This window comes from Oryzibacter oryziterrae (assembly GCF_021864535.1).
Taxonomy (GTDB): Bacteria; Pseudomonadota; Alphaproteobacteria; order Rhizobiales; family Pleomorphomonadaceae; genus Pleomorphomonas; species Pleomorphomonas oryziterrae.
The window spans coordinates 132,834-147,241 of record NZ_JAKJIC010000011.1; the positions used below are offsets into that span (position 1 = coordinate 132,834).

General features: G+C 64.0%; 18 protein-coding genes. 7 read left to right on the plus strand and 11 right to left on the minus strand.

What is annotated here, in order from left to right; translation table 11 throughout:
* Positions 1 to 28: 28 nt before the first annotated feature.
* The 4 genes from L2I41_RS13375 to L2I41_RS13390 all read right to left on the minus strand — a co-directional run bounded on the left by L2I41_RS13375 (position 29) and on the right by L2I41_RS13390 (position 3,466).
* On the minus strand, positions 29 to 802 hold the full coding sequence (locus L2I41_RS13375; protein ID WP_237154071.1) for an ATP12 family chaperone protein: 774 nt from the start codon (positions 800 to 802) through the stop codon (positions 29 to 31).
* Complete coding sequence (locus L2I41_RS13380; RefSeq protein ID WP_237154072.1) at positions 799 to 1,476, minus strand: HAD-IA family hydrolase; 678 nt, start codon at positions 1,474 to 1,476, stop codon at positions 799 to 801. The genes L2I41_RS13375 and L2I41_RS13380 overlap by 4 nt, the downstream gene beginning before the upstream one ends.
* A gap of 55 nt (positions 1,477 to 1,531) precedes the next feature.
* Complete coding sequence (locus L2I41_RS13385; RefSeq protein WP_237154073.1) at positions 1,532 to 2,407, minus strand: phytanoyl-CoA dioxygenase family protein; 876 nt, start codon at positions 2,405 to 2,407, stop codon at positions 1,532 to 1,534.
* Positions 2,408 to 2,530: 123 nt separating this feature from the next.
* Positions 2,531 to 3,466 (minus strand): glycine--tRNA ligase subunit alpha, encoded by a 936-nt coding sequence (locus L2I41_RS13390; protein WP_237154074.1) that lies wholly within the window; start codon positions 3,464 to 3,466, stop codon positions 2,531 to 2,533.
* A 143-nt stretch (positions 3,467 to 3,609) separates the two neighbouring features.
* On the opposite strand from L2I41_RS13390, the gene L2I41_RS13395 reads away from it, so the two are divergent.
* Complete coding sequence (locus L2I41_RS13395; RefSeq protein ID WP_237154075.1) at positions 3,610 to 4,020, plus strand: hypothetical protein; 411 nt, start codon at positions 3,610 to 3,612, stop codon at positions 4,018 to 4,020.
* A 196-nt stretch (positions 4,021 to 4,216) separates the two neighbouring features.
* On the opposite strand, the gene L2I41_RS13400 is transcribed toward L2I41_RS13395, so the two are convergent.
* The 4 genes from L2I41_RS13400 to L2I41_RS13415 all read right to left on the minus strand — a co-directional run bounded on the left by L2I41_RS13400 (position 4,217) and on the right by L2I41_RS13415 (position 6,393).
* Entirely contained in the window at positions 4,217 to 4,399 is a 183-nt protein-coding gene (locus L2I41_RS13400) for a hypothetical protein (protein WP_237154076.1), read from the minus strand.
* A 77-nt stretch (positions 4,400 to 4,476) separates the two neighbouring features.
* On the minus strand, positions 4,477 to 5,331 hold the full coding sequence (locus L2I41_RS13405) for a S49 family peptidase (RefSeq protein WP_237154077.1): 855 nt from the start codon (positions 5,329 to 5,331) through the stop codon (positions 4,477 to 4,479).
* A gap of 61 nt (positions 5,332 to 5,392) precedes the next feature.
* Positions 5,393 to 6,163 carry a tRNA1(Val) (adenine(37)-N6)-methyltransferase gene (locus L2I41_RS13410; RefSeq protein ID WP_237154078.1) on the minus strand — a complete coding sequence of 257 codons (771 nt, stop codon included), beginning with the start codon at positions 6,161 to 6,163 and terminating at the stop codon, positions 5,393 to 5,395.
* The gene (locus tag L2I41_RS13415) at positions 6,160 to 6,393 is read right to left on the minus strand and encodes a putative signal transducing protein (protein ID WP_237154079.1); all 234 of its coding nucleotides are present in this window, start codon (positions 6,391 to 6,393) and stop codon (positions 6,160 to 6,162) included. The genes L2I41_RS13410 and L2I41_RS13415 overlap by 4 nt, the downstream gene beginning before the upstream one ends.
* A 189-nt stretch (positions 6,394 to 6,582) precedes the next feature.
* Here L2I41_RS13415 and L2I41_RS13420 point away from each other — a divergent pair, with 189 nt between their 5' ends.
* Entirely contained in the window at positions 6,583 to 7,608 is a 1,026-nt protein-coding gene (locus L2I41_RS13420; RefSeq protein WP_390634210.1) for a polyprenyl synthetase family protein, read from the plus strand.
* A 235-nt stretch (positions 7,609 to 7,843) separates the two neighbouring features.
* Here L2I41_RS13420 and cobT read toward each other — a convergent pair whose 3' ends face one another.
* On the minus strand, positions 7,844 to 8,869 hold the full coding sequence (cobT, locus tag L2I41_RS13425) for a nicotinate-nucleotide--dimethylbenzimidazole phosphoribosyltransferase (protein ID WP_237154081.1): 1,026 nt from the start codon (positions 8,867 to 8,869) through the stop codon (positions 7,844 to 7,846).
* 71 nt (positions 8,870 to 8,940) lie between these two features.
* Here cobT and cobS point away from each other — a divergent pair, with 71 nt between their 5' ends.
* Genes cobS through L2I41_RS13440 form a run of 3 tightly spaced genes read left to right on the plus strand, consistent with a single transcriptional unit; the run spans position 8,941 to position 10,263 of the window.
* On the plus strand, positions 8,941 to 9,729 hold the full coding sequence (cobS, locus tag L2I41_RS13430) for an adenosylcobinamide-GDP ribazoletransferase (protein ID WP_237154082.1): 789 nt from the start codon (positions 8,941 to 8,943) through the stop codon (positions 9,727 to 9,729).
* The gene (locus L2I41_RS13435; RefSeq protein WP_237154083.1) at positions 9,726 to 9,902 is read left to right on the plus strand and encodes a DUF1289 domain-containing protein; all 177 of its coding nucleotides are present in this window, start codon (positions 9,726 to 9,728) and stop codon (positions 9,900 to 9,902) included. Before cobS ends, L2I41_RS13435 begins: the two co-directional genes overlap by 4 nt.
* Before the next feature lie 55 nt (positions 9,903 to 9,957).
* Positions 9,958 to 10,263, plus strand: coding sequence for a hypothetical protein (locus tag L2I41_RS13440; RefSeq protein ID WP_237154084.1), 306 nt, complete (start codon positions 9,958 to 9,960; stop codon positions 10,261 to 10,263).
* Positions 10,264 to 10,281: 18 nt separating this feature from the next.
* Here L2I41_RS13440 and L2I41_RS13445 read toward each other — a convergent pair whose 3' ends face one another.
* A complete protein-coding gene (locus L2I41_RS13445) occupies positions 10,282 to 11,262 on the minus strand; it encodes a bile acid:sodium symporter family protein (RefSeq protein ID WP_237154112.1) in 981 nt (326 codons plus the stop codon).
* Positions 11,263 to 11,267: 5 nt separating this feature from the next.
* A complete protein-coding gene (gene dusA, locus L2I41_RS13450; protein ID WP_237154085.1) occupies positions 11,268 to 12,254 on the minus strand; it encodes a tRNA dihydrouridine(20/20a) synthase DusA in 987 nt (328 codons plus the stop codon).
* Between the two features lie 189 nt (positions 12,255 to 12,443).
* On the opposite strand from dusA, the gene L2I41_RS13455 reads away from it, so the two are divergent.
* Both L2I41_RS13455 and prmB read left to right on the plus strand, forming a co-directional pair.
* Positions 12,444 to 13,346 (plus strand): DMT family transporter, encoded by a 903-nt coding sequence (locus tag L2I41_RS13455; protein WP_237154086.1) that lies wholly within the window; start codon positions 12,444 to 12,446, stop codon positions 13,344 to 13,346.
* A gap of 109 nt (positions 13,347 to 13,455) precedes the next feature.
* A complete protein-coding gene (gene prmB / locus L2I41_RS13460) occupies positions 13,456 to 14,376 on the plus strand; it encodes a 50S ribosomal protein L3 N(5)-glutamine methyltransferase (RefSeq protein WP_237154087.1) in 921 nt (306 codons plus the stop codon).
* Positions 14,377 to 14,408: the final 32 nt, after the last annotated feature.

Genomic DNA, 14,408 nt, shown 5'->3' on the forward strand with positions numbered 1-14,408 from the left:
CCGACTCGTTGGCCGCTAGGTGTCGCGTTCAGGGCCGCCCAAGGGCGAGCGCCGCCACGTCGAACTCGGCTCGGCGATAGGTGCGGCGCGCTTCCGCCTCGCTGTCGATGCCCCAGAGTTCGATGTTCCAGTCCTCATCGATGTGCGCGGCCGTCCATACGTCGTCGGCCGAGCGGAAACCTTCGGCCAGCGCCAGCGCCAGCAGCACCGAGCCTGACAGCGTCGTGGCCGAATGGAAGGCAGCAAGGCGGAGCGGATCATCCGGCAGGCGGGCACGGACGGCGTCCAGCAGGGCGGGCGATTGCGCCACATGCATGACGCCCTCGGCGAGCACGATGCGCACGCCAAGGCCCGCCTCAGCCCAGGCCACGACGGGATCCCAGGCTGCGGTCTGGCGGGCAACCAGCCGTCCCGGGCCGTCGGCGCGATAGCAGATCATGTCGCTGCCGGCATAGCCCTTGAGTTCGTCCTTGACCGCTTCAACCGCTTCGGCCACGCCATCGATGGCCGAGTTGACGAGCCGCGTCAGGGGCATGGTCGCCGGATCGATGAAGGTGCCCTGCGCCGCCCACTCAGCGACGAGCCGCTCTGCCACCGCCTGGTCCGCGACGGCAAGAAGGTTGCGCGTCGGCGTCCGGACCGGCTTGCCATCCAGGAGAACGCTCAGCTTCCCCTCGGTGTTGCCAATGGTGACGTCGGTGTAGAAGCGCTTGGGCAGAACGCGCTGCATGTTGGCTTTGGCCCGGTCGGTCGCGTCGGTCGAGCCAACGGACTTCGCCAGTTCATCGAAGAGATCGCTCATGCGCCCTGCCCCATCAGTTCATCGATCATGGAGGGAATGTCGTGGAAACGCTCCGCTATCATTTCCGCGCCGGTCGCTTCAAGCAGGCCTCTCGCATGATAGCCCCAGGTAACGCCAATCGTGCGCGCTCCGGCGGCGCGGCCCATTTCCATGTCAAAGCTGGTATCGCCGATCACCACCGTGTTGCCGACGTCAGCGCCAACGGCGGCAACGGCATCGGCCACCATGAAGGGATGCGGCTTCGAGGGGCCATCGTCGGCGGTGCGGATCACCTTGAAATGCTCGGTCAGGCCGTGCATCGCCAGAATGGCGTCAACGCCCCGGCGCGACTTGCCCGTGACGATGCCGAGCAGCGTGTCGTCGCGCGCCGACAAGGCCACGATCGCCTCACGAGCCCCGTCATAGAGCGGCTCTGCATGATCGGGCGACTGGCGCAGCGTGAAGAACTGGGCGCGATAGGCATCGGCAAGGGCGTCCGGCGAAAGGTCTGTTCGCCCCTTTGCCAGCCGCTCCATGGCAATCGGCAAGGACAGGCCGACGATGGCGAGCGTTTCCTCGCGACTTGGCGGCGCCACTCCAAGCGCGGTGAAGGCACCGGACATGGCGGAGGTGATCATCACCTGGCTATCGACCAGGGTACCGTCGCAATCGAAGAGGACCAGGCGAAATGACATGGGCAGAGATCCTTTTTCCCTGCCATAGCCGATCAGCGGCGGCCTGCCTACCCGCTTACTTGATTCCCAGGAGCAGCTTCAGTCGGTTGACCGGATCGAGAAGCATGGGATGCCGCAGGATGGAGCGCAGCTTTTCCTGCTTGTCGTGCGCTTCACGGGTCCAGGGAAAGAAACCGTCGACGGTTGGCTTGGCGCGGCGAACGCCGAAGCCCCAGGCGATGGCGCGGCGCGGCTCGTCGGTGGCGTTGCCTTCGGCGGCATGTAAGGTGCGGAAGTGATGCACCACCGCTTCGCCGGCGCGCAGCGGACAATCGATGGCACCATCGGTTGGAAAGTCATCTGCCGCCAGACCGCGGCGATTGCCCTCGACAGAATGATGCGGCACCACCGGTCCCTTGTGGGTGCCGGGCATGTAGCGCAGGCAGCCGTTGGCCATGTCCACATGCTGCAACGGCATCCAGATGGTGATCATCTCGAAGTAGCTGCGGTCGTAGACAAAGGCGATGTCCTGATGCCAGGGCGTTGCAAGCCGGCTTTGCGGCGCCTTGTTGAGGCCGAACTCGAACAGCGGCTTCACCGTCGGACCCAGCAGCGAACGGGCGATGCCATGGGCGCGCTTGGCACAATCGAGCGTCGGCAGCAGGGGCATGTACTGTGACAGATGCTCGAGTTGCGGCATCTGATAGGCCTTGGGATCCTTTGCAGTGCCGCCGAAGTTGAAAAAGTCGCGCGAGCCGTTCTCGGTCAACTCCGAAAAGACGCGATCGAAGTTGCCCTTGAGCGCCAGCACCTCGCCTTCGCTGGCGATGCGGCCGAGATCGAGAAAGCCGTCACGCTCAAAGCGCGCCAAGGCCTCCGCCGACAGCGTGCCGTCGGAAGCGACAGACGGTTGGTCAAAGGCTTGAAATTCCGAACGGTTCGCTTCGGCCATGGCAGTCGTCCCGATTCAAAAGGGCGGCCAGCGGCCGCCCACTCAATCAGGACGATAAGGAACGAGCGTTAAATCCGTGTTCAAATGACGACGGATGTCATCGCCATTTTTTGTGCGGCAGGCTCAGCGGCTGATGGTGGCGCCGCCGGCTTCCGTCTTCAGCCAGGCCTCACCGCAGGCCTTCGCCAGTTCGCGCACGCGCAGGATATAGCCCTGACGCTCGGTCACCGAGATCACGCCGCGGGCGTCCAGCAGATTGAAGCGATGGCTGGCCTTGATGCACTGGTCGTAGGCAGGCAGAACGCACTTGTGCAGGCTTCCCTCGTCGGCGCCCTTTTCAAGGAGCGAGCGGCACTCGGCCTCGGCGTCCTTGAAATGCTGCATCAGCATGTCGGTGTCGGCATACTCGAAGTTATGACGGGAATACTCCTGCTCGGCTTGCAGGAAGACGTCACCATAGGTGACCTTCTCATCGCCCTCACGGCCGTTGAAATTCAGCTCATAGCCGTTGTCGACGCCCTGCAGATACATGGCGAGGCGCTCAAGACCATAGGTCAGCTCGCCCGAAACAGGCGAACACTCGATGCCGCAGACCTGCTGGAAATAGGTGAACTGGCTGACTTCCATGCCGTCGCACCAGCATTCCCAGCCGAGGCCCCAGGCACCAAGCGTCGGGCTTTCCCAGTCGTCTTCAACGAAGCGGATGTCGTGCAGCTTCGGATCGATGCCGATGGCATAGAGGCTCTCAAGGTAGAGCTCCTGCAGGTTCTGAGGCGACGGCTTCAGGATCACCTGGAACTGATAGTAATGCTGGAAGCGGTTCGGGTTCTCGCCATAGCGACCGTCCTTGGGACGGCGCGAGGGCTGCACATAGGCAGCCTTCCACGGCTTGGGCCCGAGCGAGCGCAGCGTGGTGGCCGGATGGAAGGTGCCGGCGCCGACTTCCATGTCATAGGGCTGCAAGACAACGCAGCCCTTCTCCGCCCAGAAACGCTGCAGCGTCAGGATGAGCCCCTGGAAGGAGCGGCGGGGATCATTGACGTCGACGGTCGCGGTCATCTTGAAATCCAAAAATTCGAGGCGGCGCGAAAATATGTGCGCCCCTCCCCCCCGTCAACCGCAAATCACCTCCAAAGCCAGACCGTAAGCTTGCATCAGACGCCGACCACATACACGGCGCCGCCAAATTAGGAGGGAAAATCATGTTGCAGTCGGTTCGTTCTTTCGCCATCGCCGCCTTTTCGGTTGCCGCCCTGGTTTCCGCCGCCTCTGGCGCCAGTGCCCAGTCCTTCACCCACGGCACCAACAACAATCCCGGCAGCGGCATTTCCGCGACCGCCACGCCTTCGGAAAGCAGCGGCGGCAGCAACTACTCGGTCCAGTGCTACACCACGGCAGTTGCTTACGTGGTGAAGTGCAACAAGCCGCAGGTGCCGAGCAAGGTTTCGGAGCGCGATTGCTATTGCCACGAGAACCGCATCAAGACCGCTGACGGCTCCGTGGTCGGCAAGGTTCGCTGCGGCAACTTCCGCACCGAAGACCTGATCAGTCTCAAGATCGTCGCCGACAACTGCGACAGCATCCGCAAGCTGCCCAAGGTCGCTTCGAACTGAGTTTTCATCACGTAACCCTTTGAAGGTCGCGACTGATGACCGACCCTGGTCGCGACCTCCCCTTTTTTGTGATTTCCGCTGCCTGCGGCGACCGCGCGCCAAAGCGGCACAAGTGATTGTCTAAAATGCAAAAGGCCGAAGCTCACCGCTTCGGCCTTCTTTGCTTCCAGATGGAGGCAGAAATCGTATTGGGAGATCAGCGCTGACGGTCGCGATAGACGCCGGTCACCGGGTCGCGCTCCAGACGAATCTCGATCGGCTTGGGCTCGGCATTCGCCGTCTTCAGATATTCACCGACGCGCAGCATTTCGCGCTTGATGAATTTGCCGGCAACATAAGCGCCAGCGCCTAGCAGGGCCAAACCAACCAGAGGAGGCATCAGCGGATCTCCTATTCAGACGAGGCCATGAGAACACCGTAAGCGGAATCTGGCAAGCCTCATTTTGTCGAAAATGATCACAAACCGTAGCGCGAAAAGTGAAGCCGACTTTCGATTGCCGAAAGCAGTTCCTCTCCAGATAACAGGCTTGCCGGTAAACGAGGCGTTGCCGAACCGAACAGACGCCGGCGCAGGAAACCCTTTTCGCGGCCCATCAGGCGTATCTCTGCCTTTTCGCCGAACTTTTCCCGGATGTCCTCGTGCAAATTGCCGAGACGATCAACCAGTCCCAAACCGAGCGCCGAGCCGCCGGCCCAGAACAGTCCCGAGAACAGATCGGCCTCGTCCCCTGTCAATTTGTCGCCGCGGCGCGCCTTCACCAGATCGATGAACATGGTGTGCACCTCGCGCTGCAGATCCTTGAGATGATCGATGTCCTCGATGTTCTCCGGCTGAAACGGGTCCAGCGTCGCCTTGCGGCTGCCGGCGGTGTAGACGCGCCGATCGATCCCGAGCTTTCCGATGGCGCGGTCGAGGCCGAAGCCGGACGACACCACGCCGATCGAGCCGACGATGCTGGACGGATCGGCAACGATCTCGTCGCCGGCACAGGCAAGCATGTAGCCGCCGGACGCCGCCACATCCTCGAGATAGGCGATCACCGGCAGCTTCTTCTCCTCGGCGAGCGCGCGGATGCGACGATAGATCAGATGCGCCTGCACGGGCGAGCCGCCCGGCGAGTTGATGGCCAGAGCCACCGCCACGGCTTCCTTGACGTCGAAGGCCTCCTTGATCGCCTTTTCCACGCCGGCCAGCGACAGGCCGCTCTGCAGCATAGACCGCGCACCAATCACGCCGCCGAGCCGGATGAGCGGAACCACCGGCGTCGTCTTCCGGAAAGGCTTGGGGATCAGGTGTTTGAAAAGCGCCAAGGTCGCGGCCTCCTGATGATCTCGCAGGGGCATATGGTTGCTGGCGGCGCGCTCCGCAAGTTCACGGCCACCATTTGCGGCGGACGGCGTCACCCTTGAGAATGGCATCCGCCTCTGTCGTCCAGCTTCCATCTGCCTCATGCAAGACCAGAGGCGGCAGCATGCGCAGCGGTGCCCGTCCCTGAGGCCGGCCGCGCAAGATGAGCCTGTGCGCCGCCTCATCCGTCCGCGGATGCACAGGCAGCAGCGACAAGCTGCCGAAGCGGGTGCCGATGGCGGACAGCAAGCGGGGCAACTCGTCGGCCCGGAAGATCACCGTCAACGTTCCGCGCGGATGCACCAGCGCGGCTGCCGCGCGCACCCAGGCCTCAAGGTCGGATGGTACGAGCGCGTGCGCCCGTGCTCGATCGTCGTTGGGCGAGGACCGACCGCGGTCGGCCATGTGGAACGGCGGGTTCATGATCACGTGGTCATGGGCGTTGCCCAAAAGACCGGCGGCCTCGCGATCGGGCGCACGCGCCAACACGTCCGCCACCAGCACCGACGCCCGCCCTCCAAGCTCGGTCGCGTTGAGATCGAGATTTGCGCGCGCCAGGGCGGCTGTGTCGGGATCGATCTCGGCCAGCGTCACCCTCACGCCCTCAAGGCGGGCGGCAATCGCCAATCCCGCGACACCGACACCTGCGCCGAGATCGAGCACGCGCCCAGCCGTCGTCTCGTCGAGGCAGGCGGCCAGCAGCACGGCGTCGAGCCCTGCCCTGTGCGGCCCGCGCGCCGGCTGGCGGATCATCAGGCGACCGCCGAGAAAGCCGTCGTCGGTCGTTTCGATCACCGCTTCTTCTCCGGCCGCAACTCGTGGCCCAGATCGGCGTCACGCATCAGCGCGCGCGCTTCCTCAAGGTCTTCGGCCAGAACCAGAACGCGGCGTGGAAACAGGCCGATGGAGCCTTCCACGGCACTGATGGCCTGATCGGCAACAAGATAGCCGATATCGGCATCCTTCAGCAGCGCCTCGACGAAGGAAATGGTCACGAGATCATTGGTGCGGATCAATTCTTCCATGGTCCCTCAGCAAAACGTTGAATTGCCGGTGCTTCGGATTCGACATTACCGCGCACTCGGCATAAAGGTCACCTCCTTAAGGGACGGAACCTTGATGACCGGGACGGCCGCTTGCTCCATGCAGGCGAAGTGCCTAATGTTCAGGCGTCGAGATACAGTCTGGAAGCAGGACAGGTTGGAGTGATGGGCGTGGGCGCAGTCGCATCGCAGGATAAGCAGGCCACCCTCAAGGGCAGCGAGCCGTCGGTGGCGCCGCTGATGCGGCTTGTCGAACCGGGCATGGCGCGCGTCAATGCGCTGATCCTGGAGATGGCCGGCTCGCACGCCAAGATGATTCCGGACATCGCCCGCCATCTGATCGATTCGGGCGGCAAGCGCTTGCGCCCCATGCTGACGCTCGCCTGCGCCGAGGCTTGCGGCTACAGCGGTGAGAACCATGTGAAGCTCGCCGCCGCCGTGGAGTTCATGCACACGGCGACGCTGTTGCATGATGATGTGGTCGACGAAAGCGAGCTGCGCCGTGGCAAGCCGTCGGCCCGCATGCTCTGGGGCAATCAGGCCAGCGTCCTGGTGGGCGACTATCTGCTGGGCCAGGCCTTCCAGACCATGGTGCAGGTGGGCTCGCTCGATGCGCTCGCCGTGCTGTCCAAGGCCGCGTCGGTGATTGCCGAGGGCGAAGTGCTGCAGCTGGTGGCTGCCAAGAATCTGGCCACCGGAGAAGAACAGTATCTCAAGGTGATCAACGCCAAGACCGCCGCGCTGTTTTCTGCAGCAACCGAGGTCGGCCCGATCATCGCCCAGTCGACGGCGGACATGCGCCGCGCCATGGCCGAGTATGGCACCCAGCTCGGCCTCGCCTTCCAGCTGGTGGACGATGCGCTCGACTACGGCGGATCGTCCATGACGCTTGGCAAGAAGGTTGGGGACGACTTCCGCGAGGGCAAGGTGACCTTGCCGATCGTGCTTGCCGCCCGCGCCGGAACCACCGAAGACCGCACCTTCTGGTCCCGTACCATCGAGCATGGCGAGATCAACGACGGCGACCTTGAGCGCGCCATCGACATCCTGCGCAAGCAGGGCGCCATCGCGGCCACTGTGGAACGCGCGCGCAGCTATGGTGACAAGGCCATCGCTGCCCTTGCCGCCCTGCCCGCGGGTGCTCATCGAGATGCCCTTGAGGAAGTAGTCCTCTACTGCATCAGCCGCGTCAGCTGATCTTCAAGTTTTGGAAGTGAGTCCGCAAGGCGCGCCAAGCTATTGGCGGCGCGCCGTTTCCGCTTGCGCGTTCGCGCCGGTGTTCCGGCACCGCCCAGCCGTTCAGAGATTGAATCACCCAGAGTCAACGAACGCTCCTAACCTGTTGAATATATTATACTTCAGGTCGAAGCTCAGTCTTTGATTCAAGTGCGACCCGCCGGGCGGAGGTTGCCCACCCGGCGGCCATGTGAGGTCAGCCCTTCTCGTCGACCCCGGCCTCGCCGAAGGTGGCCATACCGTTGTGAGTATCGGCAGCGGCGCGCACGATGGCACCGGCAATGGCCGCACCCGTGCCTTCGCCAAGGCGGAGATTGAAGTCGACGACGGGTTCCTTGCCCATGCGGGCGATCACGTCGCGATGGGCGCCCTCGACCGAGGCATGGCCGATCAGCACATGCTCAACCGCGCGCGGATCGATGGCGTGCAGGATGGCGATGGCTGCTGTCGCCACATAGCCGTCGGCGATCACCGGGATGCGCTGGTGGCGCGCGGCCACCACGGCGCCGACCATGGCAGCGATCTCGCGACCACCAACCCGGCGCAGCACCTCAAGGCCGTCGCGCGGACTGTCGCCGAGGCGGGCCACGGCGGCAGTCACGGCGGCGCGCTTGCGCTCGAGGCCGGCGTCGTCGACACCGGTGCCGCGACCGATCCAGTCGGCAGCGGTGCCGCCGTAGAGGGCGTGATAGATGGCGGCGGCGACCGTGGTGTTGCCGATGCCCATTTCGCCGATCATCATCAGGTCCATGCCGTCGGCCGCCGCTTCCATGCCGTAGGCCATGGTGGCGGCACAGCCGGCTTCGTCGAAGGCGTCCTGTTCGGTGATGTCCGGCGTCGGCACGTCGAGCGCCAGCTCGAAGACACGCAGGCCGAAGTTGAAGCTCTTGCACATCTGGTTGATGGCCGCGCCGCCAGCGGAGAAGTTGGCCACCATTTGATGGGTCACGGAAGCGGGAAAGGCCGACACGCCCTTGGCGGCAACGCCGTGATTGGCGGCGAAGATGCAGACCATGGGCCGCTCGACCACGGGCTTGGACTTGCCCTGGTGGGCCGCCAGCCATTCGGCATAGGATTCGAGCTTGCCGAGCGAACCGGCAGGCTTGGTGAGCATGGCGTCGCGCTTGCGCACGGCGGCCACCGCCTCCGCGTCAACCGGCGGCATCTTGGCGATCAGCGCACGGAAATCATCAAACGGGCTGCCGGATCTGGCGTGGCTCATGGCGACTCTCCCAACTACTACATTTAGGGTGGGTTCTATACAGGAGCCGGCTTTCGCCCTACAAATAGAGAATGTCGTTACGCACTGTTCTTATCCGAATTGCCGATCTGGCCGCCTGCTTGCGGTTCTTCTCGCGCCTGCCGATTCCGCGCCTCATGGCGCTCGACGATCCGATGGCTCCGCCCGCCCTGCCGCGGGCCGCAGCCATGATTCCCATTGCCGGATCGATCATCGCACTGCCCGCGGCATTGCTGCTGGCGCTCCTCGCCATCACCTCGCTGCCGCCGCTGGCCATCGGCTTCCTTGCGGTGGCTGTACTGGTCACACCGACCGGCGGGCTGCATGAAGACGGCTTGGCCGACACCGCGGATGGCTTGTTCGGCGGGCACGACAAGGAACGCCGACTTGCCATCATGAAGGACAGCCGGATCGGAGCCTTTGGCGCGCTGGCCCTGATCGTGGTGCTGGGGCTGAAGGCGTCGCTGATCGGCGGCCTTGCAGAAACGGGTGCCTTCACGGCCTTTGCCGTTCTCTTGGGTGGCGCTGCCGTCAGCCGTCTGGCGGTGGTGGGCCTGTGGGCCGCCTTGCCGCCGGCGCGGTCCAATGGCCTCTCCGCTTCCTTCATGCGCCCGAACCAAACCGCCTTCGTGCAAGCTGCCATCGCCGCCCTCGCCGCCTGCCTTCCTGCCGTCTTCGTGCTTGATCCGGGCGACCTGCTGTTGGGGCTCGCCCTCGCGGCTGCGATCACGCTCGTCGTGGGGCTGTTGGCACGATCGAAGATCGGCGGACAGACCGGGGACATTCTCGGCGCGGTCCAGGTGCTGGCTGAAGCGGCGTTTCTGTTGGGTATCCTCGTATGAGCGCAATCAAGTCGCCCTGCATCAAGGTCTGTGTCATCGACCCGGCTACCGAGGTGTGCCGCGGCTGTCGCCGCACGCTCGACGAGATCGCCAACTGGATCGTCATGAGCGCGGATGAACGAGATGTCATCCTGCGGCGCCTTGCCAAGGAGCGCAACGGAGACGACATATGAGGCCTGAACCGGCTTCGGAAACTGCCGGTCGCTTCAGAAAGACAAGGCCCTGACCATGCGGATCCCGGTTTTCGGCATAGCTCTCGTCCTGTTGGCCGCTTCGCTGCTGACGCTGCTGGTGTTCGGCAAGTCGCCTGCGATCCTCGGGCTGTCGCCTGACGACTTTGCCAGCGCCGGCTACCTCACGGTCTGGGGCTTGCTGGTTGCTTCGGCGCTGGTATTCGGTCGCCCGCGGATCCACGCGCGGCTGTGGCACATCGCGGCTTGGCTGGCGATCTTCGCGGCGCTCGCCGCCGGCTACACCTACTTCCATCCGGAAGTCATGCATTTCGACCCGACGGCCGAGACGCGCTCGGCCTGATCGGGCAAGGTCTGACGCTCAGTCCGTCACGCGTCGGGAGAACCGCGCTGCCAGCCAGGACACCATGACCAGCTGCAGGAAGTGGAACATCATGATCGGTGCGATCAGCAGGCCAAGGCTCGGCGTAGCGCCGAACACCACCTTGGCCAGCGGTGCGCCTGTGGCCAGCGACTTCTTGGAGCCGCAGAACTGACAGGCGATACGGTCGCGCATGTCGAAGCCGAGCAGGCTGCAGACCACGTCCATGACGGCGTAGACGATCAGGAACAGCGCAACGCTCAGCGCGGCGATCTTCAAGACGTCGATCAGGTCGCCGGAGCTCCAGACGCCGGCGGCGACGCTGTCGCAGAAGGAGTTGTAGACGATCGCCAGGATGGTCGTGCGGTCGGCGAGCTTCACCCAGCGCGCGTTGCGCTTGGCCCAGTCGGCCAGCCAGTGACGCGCGACCTGGCCGAGAATGATCGGCAGCAGCACCAGCAGCGTCACCTTCAGGATCACCGGCATCAGCGGCATGTCGATGCCGTTGCGGCTCATGTACCAGCTCATCCAGATCGGCGTCAGGAACACGCCGAGGAAGCTCGACAGGGACGCGTTGAACACCGCCGCCGGCACGTTGCCGCGCGCAATGTTGGTCATCGCCACCGATGACGACACCGTGGACGGCAGTGCCGCCACATAGAAGAAGCCGAGCCAGAGATCGTCGGACATCAGCCCGGGCACCAGCCAGCGCGCGACCAGCACGATCGCCGGAAAGAGCAGGAAGGTGGCCAGTTGCACGGCGATGTGCAGCTTCCACAGCATGATGCCGGCTTTCATCTTCTCGAACGAAAGGGTCAGGCCATAGAGGAAGAAGACGATCGAGACGCCGTAGGTGGTTGCATAGTCGAAATGCAGCACGCCGCCACTGACGCCCGGCGTCGGCCAGATCAGAGCCAGCGCGACCATGGCGACCAGGCCGATCAGGAAGGGATCGATGTTAAGCTTGCGGAAGATGTTCATGAGGATCACGCTGCCTTGCGCCTGACGATGGACGCGAGGGCCGCGTCGAGAACTTCAAAACCGGCGCCATCCTTGATTGCGCCTTCGGTGAGAATGCGGCGCCAGCCGCGCGCTCCGGGCACCCCATGGAAGAGACCCAGCATATGGCGGGTGAAGGCGCTGAGCTTGCCGCCGTCCGCGATGTGTTCGGCAATGAAGGGCCGCAACCGTTCGATCGCCTCGAAGAGGTCCACGTCCTCGCGCTCTTCGCCATAGATCTCGCGATCGACGCGCGCGAGCAGCGCCGGCTCGTGATAGGCGGCACGGCCAAGCATCACCCCATCGAGGCTTTCCAGCAGCGACTTGGCAACCTCAAGATCGACGATGCCGCCGTTGATGCCGATGAACACGTCTGGATAGCGTGCCTTCAGACGCTTCACCCGCTCATAGTCGAGGGGCGGAATGTCGCGGTTTTCCTTGGGGCTGAGGCCCTTGAGCCAGGCCTTGCGCGCGTGCACCCAGAGCGCATCGACGCCGGCCGCGATGCACTTGTCGGCAATGGCGTCGAGCGCGGGCTCGGGGTCCTGCTCGTCGACGCCGATGCGGCACTTCACCGTCACGGGGACGGACACCGCCGCCTTCATCGCCGCGACGCAGTCGGCCACGAGTTCGGGCTCCAGCATCAGACAGGCGCCGAAGCGGCCCGATTGGACCCGATCGGACGGGCAGCCGACGTTGAGGTTGATTTCGTCATAGCCCCAGTCTTCGCCAACCTTGGCGGCCAGCGCCAGTTCGGCCGGATCGGAGCCCCCCAACTGCAGCGCCACGGGATGCTCGACGGCGGAGAAGTCCAGGAGCTTCTTGCGATCACCATGCTTGATCGCGGCCGAGGTAACCATCTCCGTATAGAGAAGCGCGCGCGAGGACAGCAGCCGATGGAAGACACGACAGTTGCGGTCGGTCCATTCCATCATCGGCGCGACGGCGAATTTATGAGCTTGGTATCTGGACATGCCGTCTTGTGCCATTGGGCGCCGGCTTGTGCAAGGCGCCCCGCCTTCGACAGAATGTGATTGCATGCAGTTCGTTTCCCGCATTCTCTTCCGAACCCGAGTGTGATAGCCGTGACGCCGGCTCAAGGCGTGTCATTCGCCCTCCTCGCCGGACCTCCCCGGCCGCCCTTCTCGGATCAGACAAACTTCATGCGCGGCGTCCTCGTTTCCTTCCGGCACGAACTGATGATCGTGTCGGCCACCCTGCTTGCCGCGTTTGGCTGGTTCTTCTCCCTCAACTCGCTCAGCGAAATGCCGCCGATGCTGTTCGTCGGCGTGCGATTTCTGACAGCCGGCATCATCGTCGGCGTGGTCGGCAGGGTGAACTTGCGCGAGCTCGGTATCCGGCAACCCTGGACCCTGGTGCCCGGCCTCTGCATCGGACTCGGCATGGCCTTCTGGGTGCTGGCGCTGGCGCGCGCCACCAATCTCGGCGTCGGTTCCTTCATCGGCGGCCTCGGCAATCTCCTGGCGCCGATCGTCGGGCTGATCCTGTTCCGCTGGCCGGTCAACCGCGCCACCTGGATGGCACTGGCCGTGGCGGCGGTGGGCATGGGCTTTCTGTTTCTGCATCAGGACGCGAAGCCGCAGCCGGCCGACTGGCTGTTTCTCGCGTCCGCCGTCGGCTTCTCGCTGAACTTCGTGATCAACACCCATCTGACCTCGGCGCGCTCGCCGGTGCTGTTGACCTCGGTGCAACTGGTGACGGCAGGTGTCTGCAATCTGGTGTTCTCGGCCCTTCTCGAAACCTGGCCGACACACATTCCCTCTTGGCCGGTGATCAGCTGGATGACCGCCAGCATCGTGCTGGCCACCAGCATGCGCTTCTTCATCCAGATCAAGGGACAGTCCGGCATCCCCGTCAGTCGATCGGCCTTGATCATGTGCCTCGAGCCGGTCTGGACAACGGCCATTGCCGCGCTCTGGCTGGGCACGCGCATGAACCCGTCGCAGATGATCGGCTGCGGCCTCATCTTCTGCGCACTGGTGCTGCGCAGCCTTTCCGCCGATCGTCGACAGGCAGCATCGCAGTCCAGCCTGCAAAACGGCTGAAAAGACCGGATCAGCGTGTGTCGTGGAATTTCACGGCGGCCTCTTACACTTTGCACAGCGATAGTCTAAGGCTGACCGGACTCACCCACGATATCTTCAGGATTCTGCCGTGTCCGAGAACCCCGCCGACTATCTGCTGACCGTGCGCGACATGCTGCGCTATGCCGTTTCACGCTTCAATGAAGCGGAACTGGAGTTCGGTCACGGCGTATCGGGGCTGGTGGACGATGCGGTCTATCTGATCCTCGAGACGCTGCATCTGCCGATCGACGAAGTGAATCCCTGGCTCGATGCGCGCCTCACCGGCACCGAGCGGCAGCTGGTCGTCAACCGCATCGAGACGCGGGTGCAGACGCGCGTGCCCACGCCCTATCTGGTCAACAAGGCCTATATCCACGGCATCCCCTTCTATATCGATCAGCGCGTGATCGTGCCCCGGTCCTTCATCGGCGAGATCCTGTTTTCCGACCGCGTCGGACCGGAGAGCGGCTCGACGCTGATCCCCTCGCCGCTGCAGGTCGCGTCGGTGGCCGACATCTGCACCGGCTCGGGCTGTCTGGCGATCCTGGCGTCCATGGTGTTCCCCAACGCCGAGGTCGATGCTGTCGATCTCTCGCCGGAGGCACTTCAAGTGGCGGCAATCAACGTGGATCAGTTGGGCGACGGCCGCGTTCACCTCCATGAGGGCGACCTGTTTGGCCCGCTGACCGGCCGCACCTACGACCTGATCATCACCAATCCGCCCTATGTCGATCAGGAGGCCATGGAAGCCTTGCCGCCGGAGTATCTCGCCGAGCCCTCCATGGCGCTCGATGGCGGCTTCGACGGCCTCGACATCGTCCGCCGCATCCTCGACAGCGCCGCACAGCATCTCAACCCGGGTGGCGGGCTGTTGTGCGAGATCGGCACCGGGCGCGAGATCCTGGAGCTCGACTATCCCGACCTGCCCTTCCTGTGGCTCGATACGGCCGAATCCGAAGGCGAGGTCTTCTGGCTCAATGCGGACGATCTGATTGCCCGGGCGCAATAAGACCCATATTTCCGCATACCTGGAAGCCAAAA

Bases quoted from the DNA above. Each gene is read 5' to 3' on its own strand.
- L2I41_RS13435 (WP_237154083.1), top strand. From the start codon at position 9,726: ATGAGCGCAATCAAGTCGCCCTGCATCAAGGTCTGTGTCATCGACCCG.
- L2I41_RS13415 (WP_237154079.1), bottom strand. From the start codon at position 6,393: ATGGAAGAATTGATCCGCACCAATGATCTCGTGACCATTTCCTTCGTC.
- L2I41_RS13400 (WP_237154076.1), bottom strand. From the start codon at position 4,399: ATGCCTCCTCTGGTTGGTTTGGCCCTGCTAGGCGCTGGCGCTTATGTT.
- L2I41_RS13455 (WP_237154086.1), top strand. From the start codon at position 12,444: ATGCGCGGCGTCCTCGTTTCCTTCCGGCACGAACTGATGATCGTGTCG.
- L2I41_RS13380 (WP_237154072.1), bottom strand. From the start codon at position 1,476: ATGTCATTTCGCCTGGTCCTCTTCGATTGCGACGGTACCCTGGTCGAT.
- cobS (WP_237154082.1), top strand. From the start codon at position 8,941: ATGTCGTTACGCACTGTTCTTATCCGAATTGCCGATCTGGCCGCCTGC.
- L2I41_RS13445 (WP_237154112.1), bottom strand. From the start codon at position 11,262: ATGAACATCTTCCGCAAGCTTAACATCGATCCCTTCCTGATCGGCCTG.
- dusA (WP_237154085.1), bottom strand. From the start codon at position 12,254: ATGTCCAGATACCAAGCTCATAAATTCGCCGTCGCGCCGATGATGGAA.
- L2I41_RS13395 (WP_237154075.1), top strand. From the start codon at position 3,610: ATGTTGCAGTCGGTTCGTTCTTTCGCCATCGCCGCCTTTTCGGTTGCC.
- L2I41_RS13390 (WP_237154074.1), bottom strand. From the start codon at position 3,466: ATGACCGCGACCGTCGACGTCAATGATCCCCGCCGCTCCTTCCAGGGG.
- L2I41_RS13375 (WP_237154071.1), bottom strand. From the start codon at position 802: ATGAGCGATCTCTTCGATGAACTGGCGAAGTCCGTTGGCTCGACCGAC.
- L2I41_RS13440 (WP_237154084.1), top strand. From the start codon at position 9,958: ATGCGGATCCCGGTTTTCGGCATAGCTCTCGTCCTGTTGGCCGCTTCG.
- cobT (WP_237154081.1), bottom strand. From the start codon at position 8,869: ATGAGCCACGCCAGATCCGGCAGCCCGTTTGATGATTTCCGTGCGCTG.
- L2I41_RS13385 (WP_237154073.1), bottom strand. From the start codon at position 2,407: ATGGCCGAAGCGAACCGTTCGGAATTTCAAGCCTTTGACCAACCGTCT.